Annotated in this window: 14 protein-coding genes and 2 tRNA genes; 15 read left to right on the top strand and 1 reads right to left on the bottom strand. The window is 55.6% G+C overall.

The window, feature by feature from the left end:
- Positions 1 to 70: 70 nt before the first annotated feature.
- The 6 genes from dnaK (at position 71) to greA (ending at position 9,454) form a co-directional block, all read left to right on the top strand.
- The gene (dnaK, locus tag ACJJU9_RS21270) at positions 71 to 1,987 is read left to right on the top strand and encodes a molecular chaperone DnaK (protein WP_048373245.1); all 1,917 of its coding nucleotides are present in this window, start codon (positions 71 to 73) and stop codon (positions 1,985 to 1,987) included.
- A gap of 319 nt (positions 1,988 to 2,306) precedes the next feature.
- Entirely contained in the window at positions 2,307 to 3,431 is a 1,125-nt protein-coding gene (gene dnaJ / locus ACJJU9_RS21265) for a molecular chaperone DnaJ (RefSeq protein WP_048373247.1), read from the top strand.
- Between the two features lie 10 nt (positions 3,432 to 3,441).
- Positions 3,442 to 4,248 (top strand): 4-hydroxy-tetrahydrodipicolinate reductase, encoded by an 807-nt coding sequence (gene dapB, locus ACJJU9_RS21260; RefSeq protein WP_048385673.1) that lies wholly within the window; start codon positions 3,442 to 3,444, stop codon positions 4,246 to 4,248.
- Between the two features lie 260 nt (positions 4,249 to 4,508).
- Positions 4,509 to 5,645: a glutamine-hydrolyzing carbamoyl-phosphate synthase small subunit gene (gene carA / locus ACJJU9_RS21255; RefSeq protein ID WP_407729455.1), complete on the top strand. Its 1,137-nt coding sequence runs from the start codon at positions 4,509 to 4,511 to the stop codon at positions 5,643 to 5,645.
- A 114-nt stretch (positions 5,646 to 5,759) separates the two neighbouring features.
- Positions 5,760 to 8,981: a carbamoyl-phosphate synthase large subunit gene (gene carB / locus ACJJU9_RS21250; protein WP_048373252.1), complete on the top strand. Its 3,222-nt coding sequence runs from the start codon at positions 5,760 to 5,762 to the stop codon at positions 8,979 to 8,981.
- On the top strand, positions 8,978 to 9,454 hold the full coding sequence (gene greA / locus ACJJU9_RS21245) for a transcription elongation factor GreA (protein WP_048373254.1): 477 nt from the start codon (positions 8,978 to 8,980) through the stop codon (positions 9,452 to 9,454). The genes carB and greA overlap by 4 nt, the downstream gene beginning before the upstream one ends.
- A gap of 292 nt (positions 9,455 to 9,746) precedes the next feature.
- On the opposite strand, the gene yhbY is transcribed toward greA, so the two are convergent.
- Positions 9,747 to 10,055, bottom strand: coding sequence for a ribosome assembly RNA-binding protein YhbY (gene yhbY / locus ACJJU9_RS21240; RefSeq protein ID WP_048373256.1), 309 nt, complete (start codon positions 10,053 to 10,055; stop codon positions 9,747 to 9,749).
- A 105-nt stretch (positions 10,056 to 10,160) separates the two neighbouring features.
- Here yhbY and rlmE point away from each other — a divergent pair, with 105 nt between their 5' ends.
- The 9 genes from rlmE (at position 10,161) to rimP (ending at position 17,229) form a co-directional block, all read left to right on the top strand.
- On the top strand, positions 10,161 to 10,811 hold the full coding sequence (gene rlmE / locus ACJJU9_RS21235; protein ID WP_019410404.1) for a 23S rRNA (uridine(2552)-2'-O)-methyltransferase RlmE: 651 nt from the start codon (positions 10,161 to 10,163) through the stop codon (positions 10,809 to 10,811).
- A gap of 190 nt (positions 10,812 to 11,001) precedes the next feature.
- The gene (gene ftsH / locus ACJJU9_RS21230) at positions 11,002 to 12,915 is read left to right on the top strand and encodes an ATP-dependent zinc metalloprotease FtsH (protein ID WP_278941714.1); all 1,914 of its coding nucleotides are present in this window, start codon (positions 11,002 to 11,004) and stop codon (positions 12,913 to 12,915) included.
- 8 nt (positions 12,916 to 12,923) lie between these two features.
- Complete coding sequence (gene folP, locus ACJJU9_RS21225; protein ID WP_048385670.1) at positions 12,924 to 13,775, top strand: dihydropteroate synthase; 852 nt, start codon at positions 12,924 to 12,926, stop codon at positions 13,773 to 13,775.
- Positions 13,776 to 13,791: 16 nt separating this feature from the next.
- Positions 13,792 to 15,129 (top strand): phosphoglucosamine mutase, encoded by a 1,338-nt coding sequence (gene glmM / locus ACJJU9_RS21220; protein WP_048373262.1) that lies wholly within the window; start codon positions 13,792 to 13,794, stop codon positions 15,127 to 15,129.
- Between the two features lie 66 nt (positions 15,130 to 15,195).
- The gene (gene tpiA, locus ACJJU9_RS21215; RefSeq protein ID WP_153372992.1) at positions 15,196 to 15,951 is read left to right on the top strand and encodes a triose-phosphate isomerase; all 756 of its coding nucleotides are present in this window, start codon (positions 15,196 to 15,198) and stop codon (positions 15,949 to 15,951) included.
- Between the two features lie 4 nt (positions 15,952 to 15,955).
- Entirely contained in the window at positions 15,956 to 16,339 is a 384-nt protein-coding gene (secG, locus tag ACJJU9_RS21210; RefSeq protein WP_407729454.1) for a preprotein translocase subunit SecG, read from the top strand.
- 29 nt (positions 16,340 to 16,368) lie between these two features.
- A tRNA-Leu gene (locus ACJJU9_RS21205) sits at positions 16,369 to 16,454 on the top strand.
- 97 nt (positions 16,455 to 16,551) lie between these two features.
- A tRNA-Met gene (locus ACJJU9_RS21200) sits at positions 16,552 to 16,628 on the top strand.
- Positions 16,629 to 16,770: 142 nt separating this feature from the next.
- On the top strand, positions 16,771 to 17,229 hold the full coding sequence (gene rimP / locus ACJJU9_RS21195) for a ribosome maturation factor RimP (protein WP_048385666.1): 459 nt from the start codon (positions 16,771 to 16,773) through the stop codon (positions 17,227 to 17,229).
- The last annotated feature ends 31 nt before the right edge of the window (positions 17,230 to 17,260 follow it).

Genomic DNA, 17,260 nt, shown 5'->3' with positions numbered 1-17,260 from the left:
ATGCGTTTAGAAATGCCGTAGTTGGTCATTACTGCTACGGCAAAAAAATTCAAATTTAGGGAGAGTGAAGATGGGCAAAATTATTGGTATCGACCTCGGGACCACCAACTCGTGCGTGTCGGTTCTGGAAAACGGTAAAGCAAAAGTTATCGAAAACGCTGAAGGCGCGCGTACTACGCCGTCGATCATTGCGTATGCCAACGATGGCGAAATTCTGGTTGGCCAGTCGGCCAAGCGTCAGGCAGTGACCAATCCGCATAACACCCTGTACGCGGTGAAGCGTCTGATCGGTCGTCGTTTTGACGAAGAAGTTGTACAGAAAGACATTCAGATGGTCCCTTACAAAATCGTCAAGGCTGATAATGGCGATGCGTGGGTTGAAGTGAACGGCCAGAAAATGGCTCCGCCACAAATCTCGGCTGAAATTCTGAAGAAAATGAAGAAAACCGCCGAAGATTACCTCGGCGAAGCAGTGACTGAAGCGGTTATCACCGTGCCTGCTTACTTCAACGACAGCCAGCGTCAGGCGACTAAAGACGCCGGCCGTATCGCGGGTCTGGACGTAAAACGCATCATCAACGAACCAACCGCAGCTGCTCTGGCTTACGGTATGGACAAAGCGAAAGGCGACCACACTGTCATCGTTTATGACTTGGGTGGCGGTACTTTCGACGTGTCGGTGATCGAAATTGCTGAAGTTGATGGCGAGCACCAGTTTGAAGTGTTGGCGACCAACGGTGACACGTTCCTGGGTGGTGAAGACTTTGACATTCGTCTGATCGACTACCTGGTTGACGAGTTCAAGAAAGAAACCGGCATGAACCTTAAAGGTGACCCGCTGGCGATGCAGCGTCTGAAAGAAGCCGCTGAAAAAGCAAAAATCGAGCTGTCTTCGAGCCAGTCGACTGACGTGAACCTGCCGTACATCACTGCAGACGCGACCGGTCCTAAGCACTTGAACGTGAAAATTTCGCGCGCCAAGCTGGAATCGCTGGTTGAAGACCTGGTTCAACGCACCATCGAACCTTGCCGCATTGCTCTGAAAGACGCAGGTATCGACGTTGGCGCGATCAACGACGTGATCCTGGTCGGTGGTCAGACCCGTATGCCGCTGGTTCAGAAGCTGGTAACTGAGTTCTTCGGTAAAGAAGCACGTAAAGACGTGAACCCGGACGAAGCAGTTGCCATGGGTGCTGCTATCCAGGGCGCGGTATTGGCCGGTGACGTTAAAGACGTTCTGCTGCTGGACGTGAGCCCGCTGACTCTGGGTATCGAAACCATGGGCGGTGTGATGACTGCTCTGATCGAGAAAAACACCACGATTCCTACCAAGAAATCGCAAGTGTTCTCGACGGCTGACGACAACCAGGGCGCTGTGACCATTCACGTGCTGCAAGGTGAGCGTAAGCAAGCGGCTCAGAACAAGTCGTTGGGCAAGTTCGACCTGGCGGACATTCCACCCGCTCCACGTGGCGTGCCTCAGATCGAAGTAACCTTCGACATCGACGCTAACGGTATCTTGAACGTAAGCGCGAAAGACAAGGCGACTGGCAAATCCCAGTCCATCGTGATCAAGGCGAACTCGGGTCTGTCCGAGGACGAAATTGCTCAGATGGTCCGTGACGCTGAAGTCAACGCTGAAGAAGACCGTAAGTTCGAAGAGCTGGCAGCGGCACGTAACCAGGGCGACGCACTGGTTCACTCGACTCGTAAAATGATCGTCGATGCTGGCGATAAAGTGACCGAGGAAGAGAAAACTGCAATCGAAGCTGCAGTAGTCGCATTGGAAGCCGCTGTTAAAGGCGACGACAAAGCCGCTATCGAAGCCAAGGTTGAAGAGCTGTCCAAGGTGTCTGCTCCTGTCGCACAGAAAATGTACGCTGAGCAAGCGAACCCGGCAGACGCAGCGGCCAAGCCAGCTGATTCGGCTGAAAAAGCGGACGACGTTGTCGACGCTGAGTTCGAAGAAGTTAAAGACAACAAGTAATAAGCTTGTTGGTCGGCCGGTTAACCGTGCATAAGCGGTGACTGGTAGGATGTCGCCGCGCGGGAGCTTGCTCCCGCGTTGGCGTGTCTGGAGCAAGGGAATTTTTACAGCATGCGACAAGCTCGGATGCTGGCGGTTGAGGCAGGGACTTCTTTGTGTTTCTGCCCGAGGTGACCGCTCCTGTCGGCCAATGCATTGGCTGTTAATCAGAAACCAATATCGTTGAAAAGACGTGAGTTGAGCCTTGTACGTTCAGGCTCAGCGGGTTTGGTGAGGCTCGGGAGGGTTCTTCCAAACGTCCTTGAGAGTGCAAAGAATTATGGCAAAGCGCGACTATTACGAAGTATTGGGTGTCGAACGGACCACCACTGTGGTCGAGCTGAAAAAAGCTTATCGTCGTCTCGCAATGAAACACCACCCGGACCGTAACCCGGGCGACAAAGCCTCTGAAGAGTTGTTTAAAGAGGCTAACGAAGCGTATGAAGTGCTGTCTGATACCAGCAAGCGTGCTGCTTATGACCAATACGGTCATGCGGGTGTTGACCCGCAAATGGGCGGCGGCGGTGCAGGTTTTGGTGGCCAGAACTTCTCCGATATTTTCGGCGATGTATTCAGTGATTTCTTTGGCGGTGGCCGTGGCGGCTCCCGGGGCGGCGCGCAGCGCGGTAGCGATTTGCGCTATACGCTGGAGCTGAACCTGGAAGAAGCGGTGCGCGGGACTACGGTCAATATTCGTGTGCCGACGCTGGTTAACTGCAAACCGTGTGACGGTTCGGGCGCGAAGAAGGGTTCTTCGCCTGTGACCTGTACCACCTGTGGCGGTATTGGCCAGGTGCGCATGCAGCAGGGTTTCTTCTCTGTGCAGCAAACCTGCCCGCGTTGCCATGGTCAGGGCAAGATCATTTCCGACCCGTGCGAAAGCTGCAACGGCGACGGTCGCGTAGAAGAATACAAAACCCTGTCCGTGAAAGTGCCTGCGGGTGTTGATACGGGCGACCGTATCCGTCTGTCGGGTGAAGGCGAGGCGGGTGTGCAGGGTGGCCCGGCGGGTGACCTGTACGTGGTGATCGAGGTGCGTGAGCACGCGATTTTCCAGCGCGATGGCAAACATCTGTTCTGCGAAGTGCCTATCAGCTTTGCTGATGCGGCGCTGGGTGCAGAGCTGGAAGTGCCGACGCTGGATGGTCGGGTCAAGCTCAAAGTGCCTGAAGGTACACAAACCGGTAAGCAATTCCGTCTGCGTGGCAAGGGTGTATCCCCGGTGCGTGGCGGTGGTGTTGGCGACTTGATGTGCCGCGTCGTGGTCGAGACTCCGGTGAAGTTGAGCCGTCGTCAGCGCGAGCTGATGGAAGAGTTCCGCTCGACACTGGAAGGCGATAGCTGTCATTCGCCAAACGCGACCGGTTGGTTCGAAGGCGTGAAGCGCTTCTTCGGCGACTTATAAGGAGCGGGGCATGCGACGTATAGCTGTGATGGGCGCTGCCGGGCGCATGGGCAAAACCCTGATTGACGCGGTTCAGCAGCGCTCGCCGGTGTGCGGGCTAACGGCGGCGATTGTCCGTCCGGGCAGTTCGCTTGTAGGCGCTGATGCCGGTGAGCTGGTGTCGCTCGGGCGAATTGGCGTGCCGTTGTCTGCAAGCCTTGAAGACGTGGCAGATGAGTTCGATGTGTTGATCGATTTCACCCTGCCTGAGGTGATGCTCGGCAATCTGGCGTTCTGCCGTCAGGCGGGCAAGGCCATGGTCATTGGCACCACGGGCTTGAATGCTGCGCAAAAGCAGTTACTGGTTGACGCTGCCAAAGACATCCCGGTGGTCTTTGCTTCGAATTTCAGTGTTGGCGTTAACCTGTCGTTCAAGCTGCTGGATATCGCAGCGCGGGTGATGGGTGATGATGCCGACATTGAAATCATCGAAGCGCACCATCGTCACAAAGTCGACGCGCCGTCGGGCACGGCCATGCGCATGGGTGAAGTGATTGCCGATGCGTTGGGGCGTGACCTGCAAAAGGTTGCCGTTTATGGTCGAGAGGGCCATACCGGTGCGCGTGAGCACGAGACGATCGGTTTTGCGACCGTTCGTGGTGGTGATGTGGTGGGTGACCATACGGTGCTGTTTGCGGCCGAGGGTGAGCGTTTGGAAATCACCCACAAGGCATCCAGCCGTATGACCTTCGCCAAGGGCGCCGTTCGCGCTGCCCAGTGGCTCGACGGGCGCGAGCCCGGCCTGTACGACATGCAGGATGTGCTCGACCTGCGTTGAGTCATCTTTGTAAAATCGGGCTGTTGCAAGCGCAACAGTCCGATTTTCAACCGCTAAGCGATGATCTGTCGCATTCCTCTGCCTTTTGGGCTCTTTTAGCGGTAGACCAAAAAAGCCTTTTTCTGTAAGCTACAGCTTTAGTGTGTCCACTAAAAGCGCGCAGATAATTCGATGAAGAAGCGGGGTGACGTGTCCATACGTCACTCCGCTTTTTTACAACCTGCGATCGCCCTTTCAGGCTTTATTTACGGGAGGTCTTCTTGACTAAGCAAGCCATACTCGCCCTCGCTGATGGCAGCATTTTTCGCGGCGAAGCCATTGGGGCCGACGGTCAGACCGTTGGTGAGGTGGTGTTTAACACCGCAATGACTGGCTACCAGGAGATCCTGACGGATCCTTCCTACGCTCAGCAAATCGTGACCCTGACTTACCCGCATGTTGGCAATACCGGCACTACACCGGAAGATGCCGAGTCTGATCGTGTTTGGTCCGCAGGTTTGGTAATCCGTGATCTGCCGCTGGTTGCCAGCAACTGGCGTAACACAATGTCGCTGTCTGACTACCTGAAAGCCAACAATGTTGTGGCAATCGCCGGTATCGACACGCGCCGTCTGACCCGTATTTTGCGTGATAAAGGCGCGCAAAACGGCTGCATCATGGCCGGTGACAACATTTCTGACGAAGCTGCGATTGCAGCGGCGCGCGGTTTCCCAGGCCTGAAAGGCATGGACTTGGCGAAAGTTGTCAGCACCGACAAAACTTACGAATGGCGTTCGAGCGTCTGGAACCTGGCAACCGATAGTCACCCGACTATCGAAGCCAGCGATCTGCCTTACCACGTAGTGGCTTATGACTACGGCGTAAAGTGGAACATCCTGCGCATGCTGGTTGAGCGTGGCTGCCGCGTCACTGTTGTACCGGCGCAAACCCCTGCCAGCGATGTATTGGCGCTCAACCCGGATGGCGTGTTCCTGTCCAACGGCCCGGGTGACCCTGAGCCTTGCGACTACGCTATCACGGCTATTCAAGAAGTGCTGAAGACAGAGATTCCGGTATTCGGTATCTGCCTGGGCCACCAGTTGCTGGCACTGGCCTCCGGCGCCAAGACCGTGAAAATGGGTCATGGCCACCACGGCGCGAACCACCCGGTTCAAGACCTGGACACCGGTGTTGTGATGATCACCAGCCAAAACCACGGTTTTGCGGTTGATGAGGCGACCCTGCCTGCCAACGTGCGTGCCATCCACAAGTCGCTGTTCGACGGTACCCTGCAAGGTATCGAGCGTACCGACAAGAGCGCTTTCAGCTTCCAGGGTCACCCTGAAGCAAGCCCTGGCCCGAACGACGTTGCACCGCTGTTCGATCGCTTCATCAATGAGATGGCCAAGCGCCGCTGATCAGTCCTTTGTAATGAGTAGCCCAAGGCGGCCCCGAAATCGGCGGCCCCTTGTGCAGCTCAGGAACCTGATTGACGGCTTGCCGACTGACCTGCGGATTTGAGTGACAAACCCATGCCAAAACGTACAGACATTAAAAGCATCCTGATTCTCGGCGCTGGCCCGATTGTTATCGGCCAGGCGTGCGAATTCGACTACTCCGGCGCCCAGGCCTGTAAGGCTCTGCGTGAGGAGGGCTACCGCGTCATCCTGGTGAACTCTAACCCGGCCACCATCATGACCGACCCGGACATGGCCGATGCAACCTACATCGAGCCGATCAAGTGGCAAACGGTTGCCAAGATCATCGAAAAAGAGCGTCCAGACGCTCTGCTGCCAACCATGGGCGGCCAAACTGCCCTGAACTGCGCACTGGATCTGGAGCGCGAAGGCGTTCTGGAGAAGTTCGGCGTAGAAATGATCGGTGCCAATGCTGACACCATCGACAAGGCTGAAGACCGTTCGCGTTTCGACAAGGCCATGAAGTCCATCGGTCTGGATTGCCCGCGCTCCGGTATCGCTCACAGCATGGAAGAGGCCAACGCGGTTCTCGAAAAGCTGGGCTTCCCGTGCATCATTCGTCCGTCCTTCACCATGGGCGGCACCGGTGGCGGTATCGCTTACAACCGTGAAGAGTTCGAGGAGATCTGCTCTCGCGGTCTGGACCTGTCGCCAACCAAAGAACTGCTGATCGACGAATCGCTGATCGGCTGGAAAGAGTACGAAATGGAGGTTGTCCGCGATAAGAAGGACAACTGCATCATCGTTTGCTCGATCGAAAACTTTGACCCGATGGGCGTGCACACCGGTGACTCGATCACCGTGGCTCCGGCACAAACCCTGACCGACAAAGAATACCAAATCATGCGTAACGCCTCGTTGGCGGTACTGCGTGAGATCGGCGTTGAAACCGGCGGTTCCAACGTTCAGTTCGGTATTTGCCCGAACACTGGCCGTATGGTCGTGATCGAGATGAACCCGCGTGTATCCCGCTCTTCGGCGCTGGCTTCCAAAGCCACTGGCTTCCCGATTGCGCGTATCGCCGCCAAACTTGCGATTGGCTACACCCTGGACGAACTGCAAAACGAAATCACCGGCGGCGCGACCCCGGCGTCCTTCGAGCCGTCCATCGACTACGTTGTAACCAAGCTGCCACGCTTTGCTTTCGAGAAGTTTGCTAAAGCCGATGCGCGCCTGACCACGCAAATGAAGTCCGTGGGTGAAGTAATGGCCATCGGCCGTACTTTCCAGGAATCGTTGCAAAAAGCCCTTCGCGGTCTGGAAGTGGGCGTTAGCGGTCTTGATCCAAAGCTGGACCTGAGCAACCCGGAAAGCATGGCCGTGCTCAAGCGCGAGCTGACGGTGCCGGGCGCCGAGCGTATCTGGTACGTGGCTGACGCGTTCCGTGCGGGCATGACGGTCGAAGACATTTTCGGCATGAACATGATCGACCCTTGGTTCCTGGTGCAGATCGAAGATCTGATCAAGGACGAAGAAAAGATCAAGACCATGGGCCTGTCTGCGATCGATCGCGACACCATGTACCGCCTTAAGCGCAAAGGCTTCTCTGACGCACGTCTGGCTGTATTGCTGGGTGTGACCGAGAAAAATCTGCGTCGCCACCGTCACAAGCTGGAAGTGTTCCCGGTTTACAAGCGCGTTGACACCTGCGCGGCCGAGTTCGCCACTGACACCGCTTACATGTACTCGACCTATGAGGAAGAGTGCGAAGCCAACCCGTCGGACCGTGACAAGATCATGATCCTGGGTGGCGGCCCTAACCGTATCGGTCAAGGTATCGAGTTCGACTACTGCTGCGTTCACGCGGCGCTGGCGTTGCGTGCCGATGGTTACGAAACCATCATGGTTAACTGCAACCCGGAAACAGTTTCGACCGACTACGACACCTCGGATCGTCTGTACTTTGAATCTGTGACCCTCGAAGACGTGCTGGAAATCGTACGTGTCGAGAAGCCTAAGGGCGTGATCGTTCAGTACGGCGGCCAGACACCGCTGAAACTGGCGCGTGCGCTGGAAGAAGCTGGCGTGCCGATCATCGGTACCAGCCCTGACGCCATCGACCGTGCAGAAGACCGTGAGCGCTTCCAGCAAATGGTTGAGCGCCTGAACCTGCGTCAGCCGCCAAACGCCACTGTGCGCAGCGAAGACGAAGCGATTCGTGCGGCTGGCAAGATCGGTTACCCGCTGGTTGTTCGTCCGTCCTACGTGTTGGGCGGTCGTGCGATGGAAATCGTTTACGAAGAAGAAGAACTCAAGCGTTACCTGCGCGATGCGGTGAAAGTGTCCAATGACAGCCCGGTGCTGCTGGACCACTTCCTCAACTGCGCAATCGAAATGGACGTTGACGCTGTCTGCGACGGCACTGACGTTGTGATCGGCGCGATCATGCAGCACATCGAACAGGCTGGTGTTCACTCCGGTGACTCTGCTTGCTCGCTGCCGCCGTACTCGCTGCCGCTGCACATCCAGGACGAGATGCGTGAGCAGGTCAAGAAAATGGCACTGGAGCTGGGCGTAGTTGGCCTGATGAACGTGCAATTGGCCCTGCAAGGCGAAGACATCTACGTGATCGAAGTGAACCCGCGTGCATCGCGTACCGTTCCTTTCGTGTCCAAGTGCATCGGTGTCTCTCTGGCAATGATCGCTGCACGCGTGATGGCCGGTAAGACCCTGAAAGAAATCGGCTTCACTAAAGAAATCATTCCTGACTTCTACAGTGTGAAAGAGGCGGTCTTCCCGTTCGCCAAGTTCCCGGGTGTTGACCCGATCCTCGGCCCAGAGATGAAGTCCACCGGTGAAGTGATGGGCGTGGGCGACACCTTCGGTGAGGCCTTTGCCAAGGCGCAAATGGGCGCGAGCGAAGTGCTGCCGACTGGCGGTACTGCGTTTATCAGCGTGCGTGACGACGACAAGCCGCTGGTGGCTGCTGTTGCGCGTGACCTGATCGACCTCGGCTTTGAAATCGTGTCGACGGTGGGTACTGCCAAGTTCATCGAAGCCGCCGGATTGAAAGTGCGTCGCGTGAACAAGGTGACTGAAGGCCGCCCTCACGTTGTCGACATGATCAAAAACGACGAAGTGACGTTGATCATCAACACCACTGAAGGTCGTCAGTCGATTGCTGACTCTTACTCCATCCGCCGCAACGCTCTGCAGCACAAGATTTACTGCACCACGACTATTGCTGCTGGCGCGGCGATCTGTGAAGCGCTTAAATTCGGTCCTGAAAAAACCGTACGTCGCTTGCAGGATCTACACGCAGGATTGAAGGCATGATCAAATACCCAATGACGGTCCAGGGCGCGAAAGCCCTGGAAGAAGAGCACACTCATCTGACCAAGGTTGTTCGCCCCAAGCTGAGCCAGGATATCGGCACGGCGCGTGAGCTGGGTGACCTCAAGGAAAACGCTGAATACCATGCTGCCCGTGAGCAGCAGGGTATGGTTGAGGCGCGTATTCGTGATATCGAAGGCCGCATGCAGAACGCGGTCATCATTGATGTCACGACTATCCCGCACACCGGCAAAGTGATTTTCGGTACCACGGTTGAAATCGCGAACGTTGAAACTGACGAATCCGTGACGTATCAGATCGTGGGTGAGGATGAGGCTGACATTAAGCTCGGAAAAATCTCTGTGGGTTCGCCCATTGCTCGCGCCTTGATTGCCAAGGAAGAGGGTGACGTGGTCGCGGTGAAAACACCGAGTGGCGTCATTGAGTACGAGATTGTCGAAGTGCGTCATATCTAAGTAACAGCGCCCGCTTCGTGCGGGCGTTCTGCTTTGGCCGTCAGCCCGGATGTTGCGGGTTGGCAGCTGGCAGGTGCAGTACAACGAATGTGTACGATGCTGGTCACAACCGACTGGCATCGCTGATGTACAAGGCGCTCGTCAGTACGCGTTATAGCGTTTTGAGGGTGGCTGTCGGCGGGAAGTGTTGCGTTGGGCAGATCTGATTGCCTGATGCATTGCGCGGGCAGTTTTGCTATTGCTAAGCAAGAGTGTCAGGGCGCGCCAGGCGCACCCTTGACTCCTGTCGGCATCACTTGAAGCGATGGATGTTCGACAGGTTCTTGTTAACATTGACGTTCTTGCGGTACAGAAGCGCCATTTTGCCGATAATCTGTACCAGTTCCGCTTTGCCGGCCTTGCAGAGTTCTGCAATGGCTTCCAGGCGAGACTCGCGGTCCAGGATGTTGACTTTGATTTTAATCAACTCGTGATCGCCCAATGCGCGTTCGAGTTCGGCTAAAACACCTTCAGTCAAACCATTATCAGCCACAGTCAATACTGGTTTCAGATGGTGGCCAATGGATTTGTACTGTTTCTTCTGCTCTTGAGTGAGCGGCATAATCTGACCCCTGTGTCTGATCTTGTAAAAGCGGCGGCCAGTTTACCCGAGCGAGTCCGGGACCGCCCAGTTAATCACGACCCGTTTATATTTTTGAGGTGCCCCGTGGCCCGTTCCAAGACTAGCCTTAACTGGCTGAAAGAGCATTTCAACGACCCATACGTCAAAATGGCGCAAAAGGATGGGTACCGCTCGCGTGCAAGTTACAAGCTGCTGGAGATCCAGGAGCGTGACCGTTTGATCCGTCCGGGCATGACCGTAATTGACCTGGGCGCGGCCCCGGGTGGCTGGTCGCAGGTGACCAGTCGTCTGATTGGTGGCCAAGGGCGTTTGATCGCTTCCGACATTCTGGACATGGACAGCATCCCGGACGTGACCTTCATTAAGGGTGACTTTACTGAGGATGCCGTTCTGGCCCAGATTCTCGAAGCCGTCGGAAATACACAGGTAGACCTTGTGATTTCAGATATGGCCCCCAATATGAGTGGATTGGCCGCCGTAGATATGCCGCGTGCAATGTTCCTTTGCGAATTGGCACTGGATCTTGCCGGGCGTGTACTGCGTCCAGGTGGTGATTTCTTGATCAAGGTCTTCCAGGGTGAGGGCTTCGACCAATACCACAAAGACATCCGCAAACTTTTTGATAAAGTGCAGATGCGCAAGCCGACGTCGTCACGAGACCGGTCTCGCGAGCAGTATTTATTGGGGCGCGGCTTCCGCGGCATCGAAGGTTCGGCCAGCGATGAGCGTCTCTAACTGAAGTGATAGCTTTTTTTGTATCGCTTTACAGAACTGACATAACGAATATTGTGTAGGCAAGTTTCACAAAGGGTTACAGACGGAGCCTGCAAGGGTTGTAGGCAATGTAGTAAGTTATGCCGGTGAATATCATGCGAAGCACGCTTCAATAGCGGGGCTTGCTTCAGAGGGTAGCTAATTGAACGATATGGCAAAGAATCTGATCCTGTGGTTGATCATCGCAGCTGTCCTGGTGACGGTGATGAACAACTTCTCCAGTCCAAACGAGCCACAAACCCTCAACTATTCCGACTTCATCCAGCAAGTTAAGGATGGCAAAGTCGAGCGCGTTGCCGTGGATGGCTACGTGATCACCGGCAAACGCAGTGATGGCGATACCTTCAAAACCATTCGTCCTGCTATTCAGGACAACGGTTTGATCGGCGATCTGGTTGATAACCATGTGACCGTAGAAGGCAAACTGCCTGAGCAGCAAAGCATCTGGACTCAATTGCTGGTAGCGAGCTTCCCGATTCTGGTGATCATCGCGGTCTTCATGTTCTTCATGCGTCAAATGCAGGGCGGTGCCGGCGGTAAAGGCGGCCCGATGAGCTTTGGCAAGAGCAAGGCGCGTCTGTTGTCTGAAGACCAGGTCAAAACGACCCTGGCTGACGTAGCAGGCTGCGACGAAGCGAAAGAAGAAGTGGGCGAGCTGGTTGAGTTCCTCCGTGATCCGGGCAAGTTCCAGCGCCTGGGCGGCAAAATTCCTCGTGGCGTGCTGATGGTTGGCCCGCCCGGTACCGGTAAAACCTTGCTCGCCAAGGCGATTGCTGGCGAAGCGAAAGTACCGTTCTTCACGATTTCTGGTTCTGACTTCGTTGAAATGTTCGTGGGTGTCGGTGCAAGCCGCGTTCGCGACATGTTTGAACAAGCCAAAAAGCACGCACCTTGCATCATCTTCATCGACGAAATCGACGCTGTCGGTCGTCATCGTGGCGCCGGTATGGGCGGCGGTCATGATGAGCGTGAGCAGACTCTCAACCAGTTGCTGGTTGAGATGGACGGCTTTGAAATGAATGACGGCATCATTGTGATTGCCGCGACCAACCGCCCTGACGTACTCGACCCTGCGCTGCTGCGTCCAGGCCGTTTTGACCGTCAGGTGGTGGTGGGCTTGCCGGACATCCGTGGTCGTGAGCAGATCCTCAAAGTGCACATGCGTAAAGTGCCGGTAGGTGATGACGTTCAGCCGGGTGTGATTGCACGGGGTACGCCAGGGTTTTCGGGTGCAGACCTCGCGAACCTGGTGAACGAGGCTTCCTTGTTCGCTGCGCGTACCGGTAAACGCATTGTTGAAATGAAAGAGTTTGAGCTGGCCAAAGACAAAATCATGATGGGCGCCGAGCGCAAATCGATGGTTATGTCGGATAAAGAGAAGCGCAACACGGCTTATCACGAAGCGGGCCACGCTATCGTCGGTCGTGTGGTGCCAGAGCATGACCCGGTGTACAAAGTGTCGATCATTCCTCGTGGTCGTGCGCTGGGCGTGACGATGTTCCTGCCGGAAGAAGATCGCTACAGCCTCTCCAAGCGTGCTTTGATCAGCCAGATCTGCTCGCTTTACGGTGGTCGTATTGCTGAAGAGATGACCTTGGGCTTTGACGGTGTTACCACTGGCGCCTCCAACGACATCATGCGTGCGAGCCAGATTGCGCGGAACATGGTGACCAAGTGGGGGTTGTCCGAGAAGCTGGGCCCGTTGATGTACGCCGAGGATGACGAGTCTTACCTGGGGCGTGGCGGTGGTGGTCAGGGTGCGAGCGTTTCGGGCGAGACAGCCAAGCTGATTGACTCTGAAGTGCGCAGCATCATTGATGAGTGCTACGGCACGGCCAAGCAGATCCTTACGGACAACCGTGACAAGCTTGAAGCCATGGCTGATGCATTGATGAAGTACGAGACGATTGATGCTGATCAGATCGACGACATCATGGCGGGACGCACGCCACGCGAGCCGCGTGATTGGGATGACAGCGGCAAGGGCACTCCGACGCCCCCGCCGACCCTGGACAAGACCGATCGTCCAGAAGCGCCTATCGGCGGTCCTGCAGCTGATCACTAAGGCTTGAAATGACTTCTGTTCAGTCCCTGACCCGGTTGCCTTGCGGCAACCGGGTTCTTGATTTGGCCCATACGCATGTTATGGGTATTCTCAACGTTACCCCCGATTCCTTTTCTGACGGTGGGCGCTTTGCGCCGGCGGATTCGGCTGTGCGCCATGCAGAGTCGATGGTGCTGGCGGGCGCAACCCTCATTGATGTCGGGGGGGAATCGACGCGTCCGGGTGCCCGTGTAGTCCTGGCGCAGGAAGAGCTTGATCGGGTCGCCCCTGTGGTTGAGCGCATCAGTCGTGAACTAGATGTGATTATCTCGGTCGATACCTCCACGCCAATCGTCATGACGGAAGTTGCGCGCCTCGGTGCGGGGCTTATCAATGATGTTCGCTCGTTGCGTCGTGAAGGTGCCTTGCAGGCTGCTGCAGCTACAGGTTTGCCGGTGTGCTTGATGCACATGTTGGGCGAGCCGGGCGATATGCAGGATAATCCGCATTACACGGATCTGGTGGGTGAGGTCTCGGCGTTTCTGCTGGAGCGTACCCGACAATGCGTTGCGGCCGGTATTGCGCCAGAGCGTATTGTGCTGGATCCAGGGTTTGGCTTTGCAAAAACACTGCAACATAACCTCAGCTTGTTCAAGCATATGGAGGCCCTGCATGCGTTGGGGCGGCCTTTGCTGGTGGGCGTGTCGCGTAAAAGTATGATTGGTCAGGCGTTGAATCGGCCTGTCACTGAGCGCTTGTCTGGCAGCCTTGCGCTGGCGGCACTTGCCGTGACCAAGGGCGCGCGTATTTTGCGTGTCCATGATGTGGCCGAAACGGTTGATGTGGTACGGATGATCGCAGCGGTAGAGTCCGCCGACTAAGAATGATGGAGCACTTATGACGAAGAAGTATTTTGGCACCGACGGTATTCGCGGTCGCGTCGGCGTTTATCCGATTACCCCGGATTTCATGCTCAAGTTGGGTTGGGCGGCGGGTATGGCGTTTCGTAGCATGGGTGCTTGTCGGATTCTGGTGGGCAAGGACACGCGTATTTCCGGTTACATGTTTGAATCGGCGCTGGAAGCGGGCCTGTCGGCTGCGGGTGCAGATGTCATGCTTCTGGGGCCAATGCCGACACCGGCCATTGCGTACCTCACGCGAACTTTTCATGCCGAAGCCGGCATCGTGATCAGTGCCTCGCACAATCCTCATGACGACAACGGCATCAAGTTTTTCTCGGGTGAGGGTACCAAGCTCCCCGATGAAGTTGAGCTGATGATCGAAGAGTTGCTCGACGCACAGATGACCGTTGTGGACTCGGACAAGCTTGGCAAAGTGTCGCGTATCAATGATGCGTCCGGTCGCTATATCGAGTTCTGCAAAAGCAGTGTGCCGACCAGTACCAACTTTAGCGGCCTGAAAGTGGTTCTCGACTGCGCCCACGGTGCGACCTACAAGGTTGCCCCTAGCGTGTTCAAAGAGCTGGGCGCCAACGTTACGGTGTTGTCGGCCCAGCCCAATGGTTTGAACATCAACGACAACTGCGGCTCGACGCATATGGAGTCGTTGCAGGCGGCTGTACTGGCTGAAAAAGCAGACCTGGGTATCGCCTTCGACGGTGACGGTGACCGTGTGCTGATGGTGGATCACACGGGCGCCATTGTTGATGGTGACGAGTTGCTGTTCATCATTGCGCGAGACCTGCATGAGCGCGGCAAGCTGCAGGGTGGTGTGGTGGGCACGCTGATGAGCAACCTGGGGCTTGAGCTGGCCTTGGCTGACCTGGGTATTCCATTTGTGCGTGCCGGTGTCGGTGACCGTTATGTGATTGCTGCACTGCAAGAGCGTGACTGGCAGATCGGTGGTGAAAACTCCGGGCATATCGTTTGCTTCCAGCACACCACAACCGGCGATGCGATTATTGCGGCGCTGCAAGTGTTGTTGGCGCTGCGCCGTCGTGGTGAAAGCCTCGCTCAAGCGCGTCAAGCGCTGCGCAAATGCCCGCAAGTGCTGTTGAACGTGCGTTTTAGCGGGGGCGTCAATCCAGTTGAGCACCCGGCTGTAAAAGAAGCGTGTGCACGTGTTACCGATGAAATGAAAGGCCGTGGCCGCGTGTTGCTGCGCAAGTCTGGCACTGAGCCTTTGGTGCGTGTCATGGTCGAAGGTGACGACGAAAACATGGTTCGCGGCTACGCAGAAGAGCTGACAAAGCTAGTAAGTGAAGTTTGTGCCTGATTTCGGCTTGCAAGCGTTGATTTGGTTGGGTAACATCTGCGCCCACTTTGACCGACGAGGTAAAGCATGCGTCGCACTATGGTAGCTGGTAACTGGAAGATGCACGGTACCCGCGCCAGCGTCGCTGAGCTGATCGATGGTCTGCGTAATCTGGACTTGCCGAGTGATGTTGAAATCGCGGTATTCCCGTCTGACTTGTTTATTGATCGTGTAATCAATGGCTTGGAAGATACGCCAATCTCGGTTGGCGCTCAGGATGCTGCGATAGACTCCAAGCAAGGTGCGCTGACTGGGGAGATATCTCCAAGCCAGTTGGTGGATGCGGGTTGTGAGCTGGTGTTGATAGGGCACTCTGAGCGACGCCTGATTTTAGGTGAGTCGAACGAGACGCTGAATCGCAAGTTTGCAGCTGCTCAAGCTTCTGGCTTAACGCCGGTGTTGTGCATAGGGGAGACTCTGGCGCAGCGCGAAGCGGGGCAAACGCTTGAGGTTGTAGAGCGTCAACTGAACGCTGTCATTGATGAGTTCGGTATTGATGTCTTTGCAAGCGCAGTGATTGCATACGAGCCGGTCTGGGCTATTGGTACCGGGCTGACTGCAACACCGCAGCAAGCGCAAGATGTGCATGCGGCCATTCGCGCACAGCTGGCGCAGAAGAATCCTGAGGTGGCACAAGGTGTGCGGCTTCTATACGGCGGCAGCGTGAAGGCGGCCAATGCGGTCGAACTGTTCAGCATGCCGGATATCGATGGGGGGCTCATTGGTGGGGCTTCCCTGAATGCAGATGAGTTCGGTGCGATTTGTCGCGCCGCGGGAAACTGAGAAAATGCTGGAAACAGTCGTAGTGGTTTTTCATCTGTTGGCTGCATTGGGTGTAATTACCCTGGTATTGCTGCAACAGGGTAAAGGTGCGGATGCTGGAGCATCTTTCGGAGCAGGTGCATCAAATACTGTGTTCGGAAGCCAAGGTTCCTCTACCTTTCTTAGTAAGTTTACTGCTATACTTGCCGCAGGTTTTTTCATAACCAGCTTAGGGTTAGGTTACTTTGCTAAAGAGAAAGCTCATGAGCTGACTCAAGTAGGTTTGCCAGATCCAGCAGTGTTGGAAGCACCAAAGCAAAAACCGGCTTCAGATGATGTGCCGGTGCTTAATGAGCAAAAGTCGGCTGCTCCAGCGACTGACGTACCTCCAGCTCAAGAGCAAAAGTAAAACGGGTTTCATGATGTAACTGTAGTATTGCCGAGGTGGTGGAATTGGTAGACACGCAACCTTGAGGTGGTTGTGCCCATAGGGTGTAGGGGTTCGAGTCCCCTTCTCGGTACCAATTATCAAGAATGCCCGCAGTTGCGGGCTTTCTTGTATGTGGAAGGCTGGAATTGACCCTGCAAAGGATCAGCCGTATACTTCCGCTCCAGCTTTGTCGCGGGATGGAGCAGTCTGGTAGCTCGTCGGGCTCATAACCCGAAGGTCGTCGGTTCAAATCCGGCTCCCGCAACCAGTTTTAGCGGAGCCCCTTTTTCAGGGGCTTTTTGTTAACTGGACACTTTATAGCGTCGATATTCAGCGACGTTTCAGAGATGGGCGATTCGCCCATTTTTTTATTTTGCACAGCATGCACAAACATGCACTAGGGGGTTCAGGTGTCGAGCAAGCTAGAAGAGTTGCAGGCCTTGTTGGCCCCGGTGGTCGTGGCCCTTGGCTATGAATGCTGGGGTATTGAATTTTCGGCTCAGGGCCGCCATTCAATGTTGCGTGTGTATATCGACAAAGAAGGCGGCGTATTGGTGGATGACTGCGCAATTGTCAGTCGTCAAATCAGTGGCGTTCTGGATGTCGAAGATCCTATCGCTGTTGAATACACCCTTGAAGTTTCCTCTCCTGGCATGGAACGCCCTCTGTTCACACTTGAACAGTTTGCCCAGTTTGTCGGTGAGCAAGTAAAGATCAAGCTGCGCTCACCCTTTGAAGGGCGACGCAACTTTCAGGGCCTTCTACGCGGCGTAGAGGAACAGGACGTTGTGGTGCAAGTGGATGACCACGAGTTCTTGTTGCCGATCGATATGATCGACAAGGCCAACATTATTCCCAGTTTTGACTGAGACGCGGATCCCGCGGATCCAATGGCTTGCG

It is taken from the genome of Pseudomonas helleri, from assembly GCF_045830615.1.
In the GTDB taxonomy this organism is placed as follows: Bacteria; Pseudomonadota; Gammaproteobacteria; order Pseudomonadales; family Pseudomonadaceae; genus Aquipseudomonas; species Aquipseudomonas helleri.
The sequence above is the reverse complement of the archived record's forward strand: the minus strand, read 5'-3'. Positions and strand labels throughout refer to the sequence as shown.

Bases quoted from the DNA above. Each gene is read 5' to 3' on its own strand.
- secG (WP_407729454.1), top strand. From the start codon at position 15,956: ATGCTGGAAACAGTCGTAGTGGTTTTTCATCTGTTGGCTGCATTGGGT.
- folP (WP_048385670.1), top strand. From the start codon at position 12,924: ATGACTTCTGTTCAGTCCCTGACCCGGTTGCCTTGCGGCAACCGGGTT.
- dapB (WP_048385673.1), top strand. From the start codon at position 3,442: ATGCGACGTATAGCTGTGATGGGCGCTGCCGGGCGCATGGGCAAAACC.
- yhbY (WP_048373256.1), bottom strand. From the start codon at position 10,055: ATGCCGCTCACTCAAGAGCAGAAGAAACAGTACAAATCCATTGGCCAC.
- tpiA (WP_153372992.1), top strand. From the start codon at position 15,196: ATGCGTCGCACTATGGTAGCTGGTAACTGGAAGATGCACGGTACCCGC.
- ftsH (WP_278941714.1), top strand. From the start codon at position 11,002: ATGGCAAAGAATCTGATCCTGTGGTTGATCATCGCAGCTGTCCTGGTG.
- greA (WP_048373254.1), top strand. From the start codon at position 8,978: ATGATCAAATACCCAATGACGGTCCAGGGCGCGAAAGCCCTGGAAGAA.
- carB (WP_048373252.1), top strand. From the start codon at position 5,760: ATGCCAAAACGTACAGACATTAAAAGCATCCTGATTCTCGGCGCTGGC.
- dnaJ (WP_048373247.1), top strand. From the start codon at position 2,307: ATGGCAAAGCGCGACTATTACGAAGTATTGGGTGTCGAACGGACCACC.
- dnaK (WP_048373245.1), top strand. From the start codon at position 71: ATGGGCAAAATTATTGGTATCGACCTCGGGACCACCAACTCGTGCGTG.
- glmM (WP_048373262.1), top strand. From the start codon at position 13,792: ATGACGAAGAAGTATTTTGGCACCGACGGTATTCGCGGTCGCGTCGGC.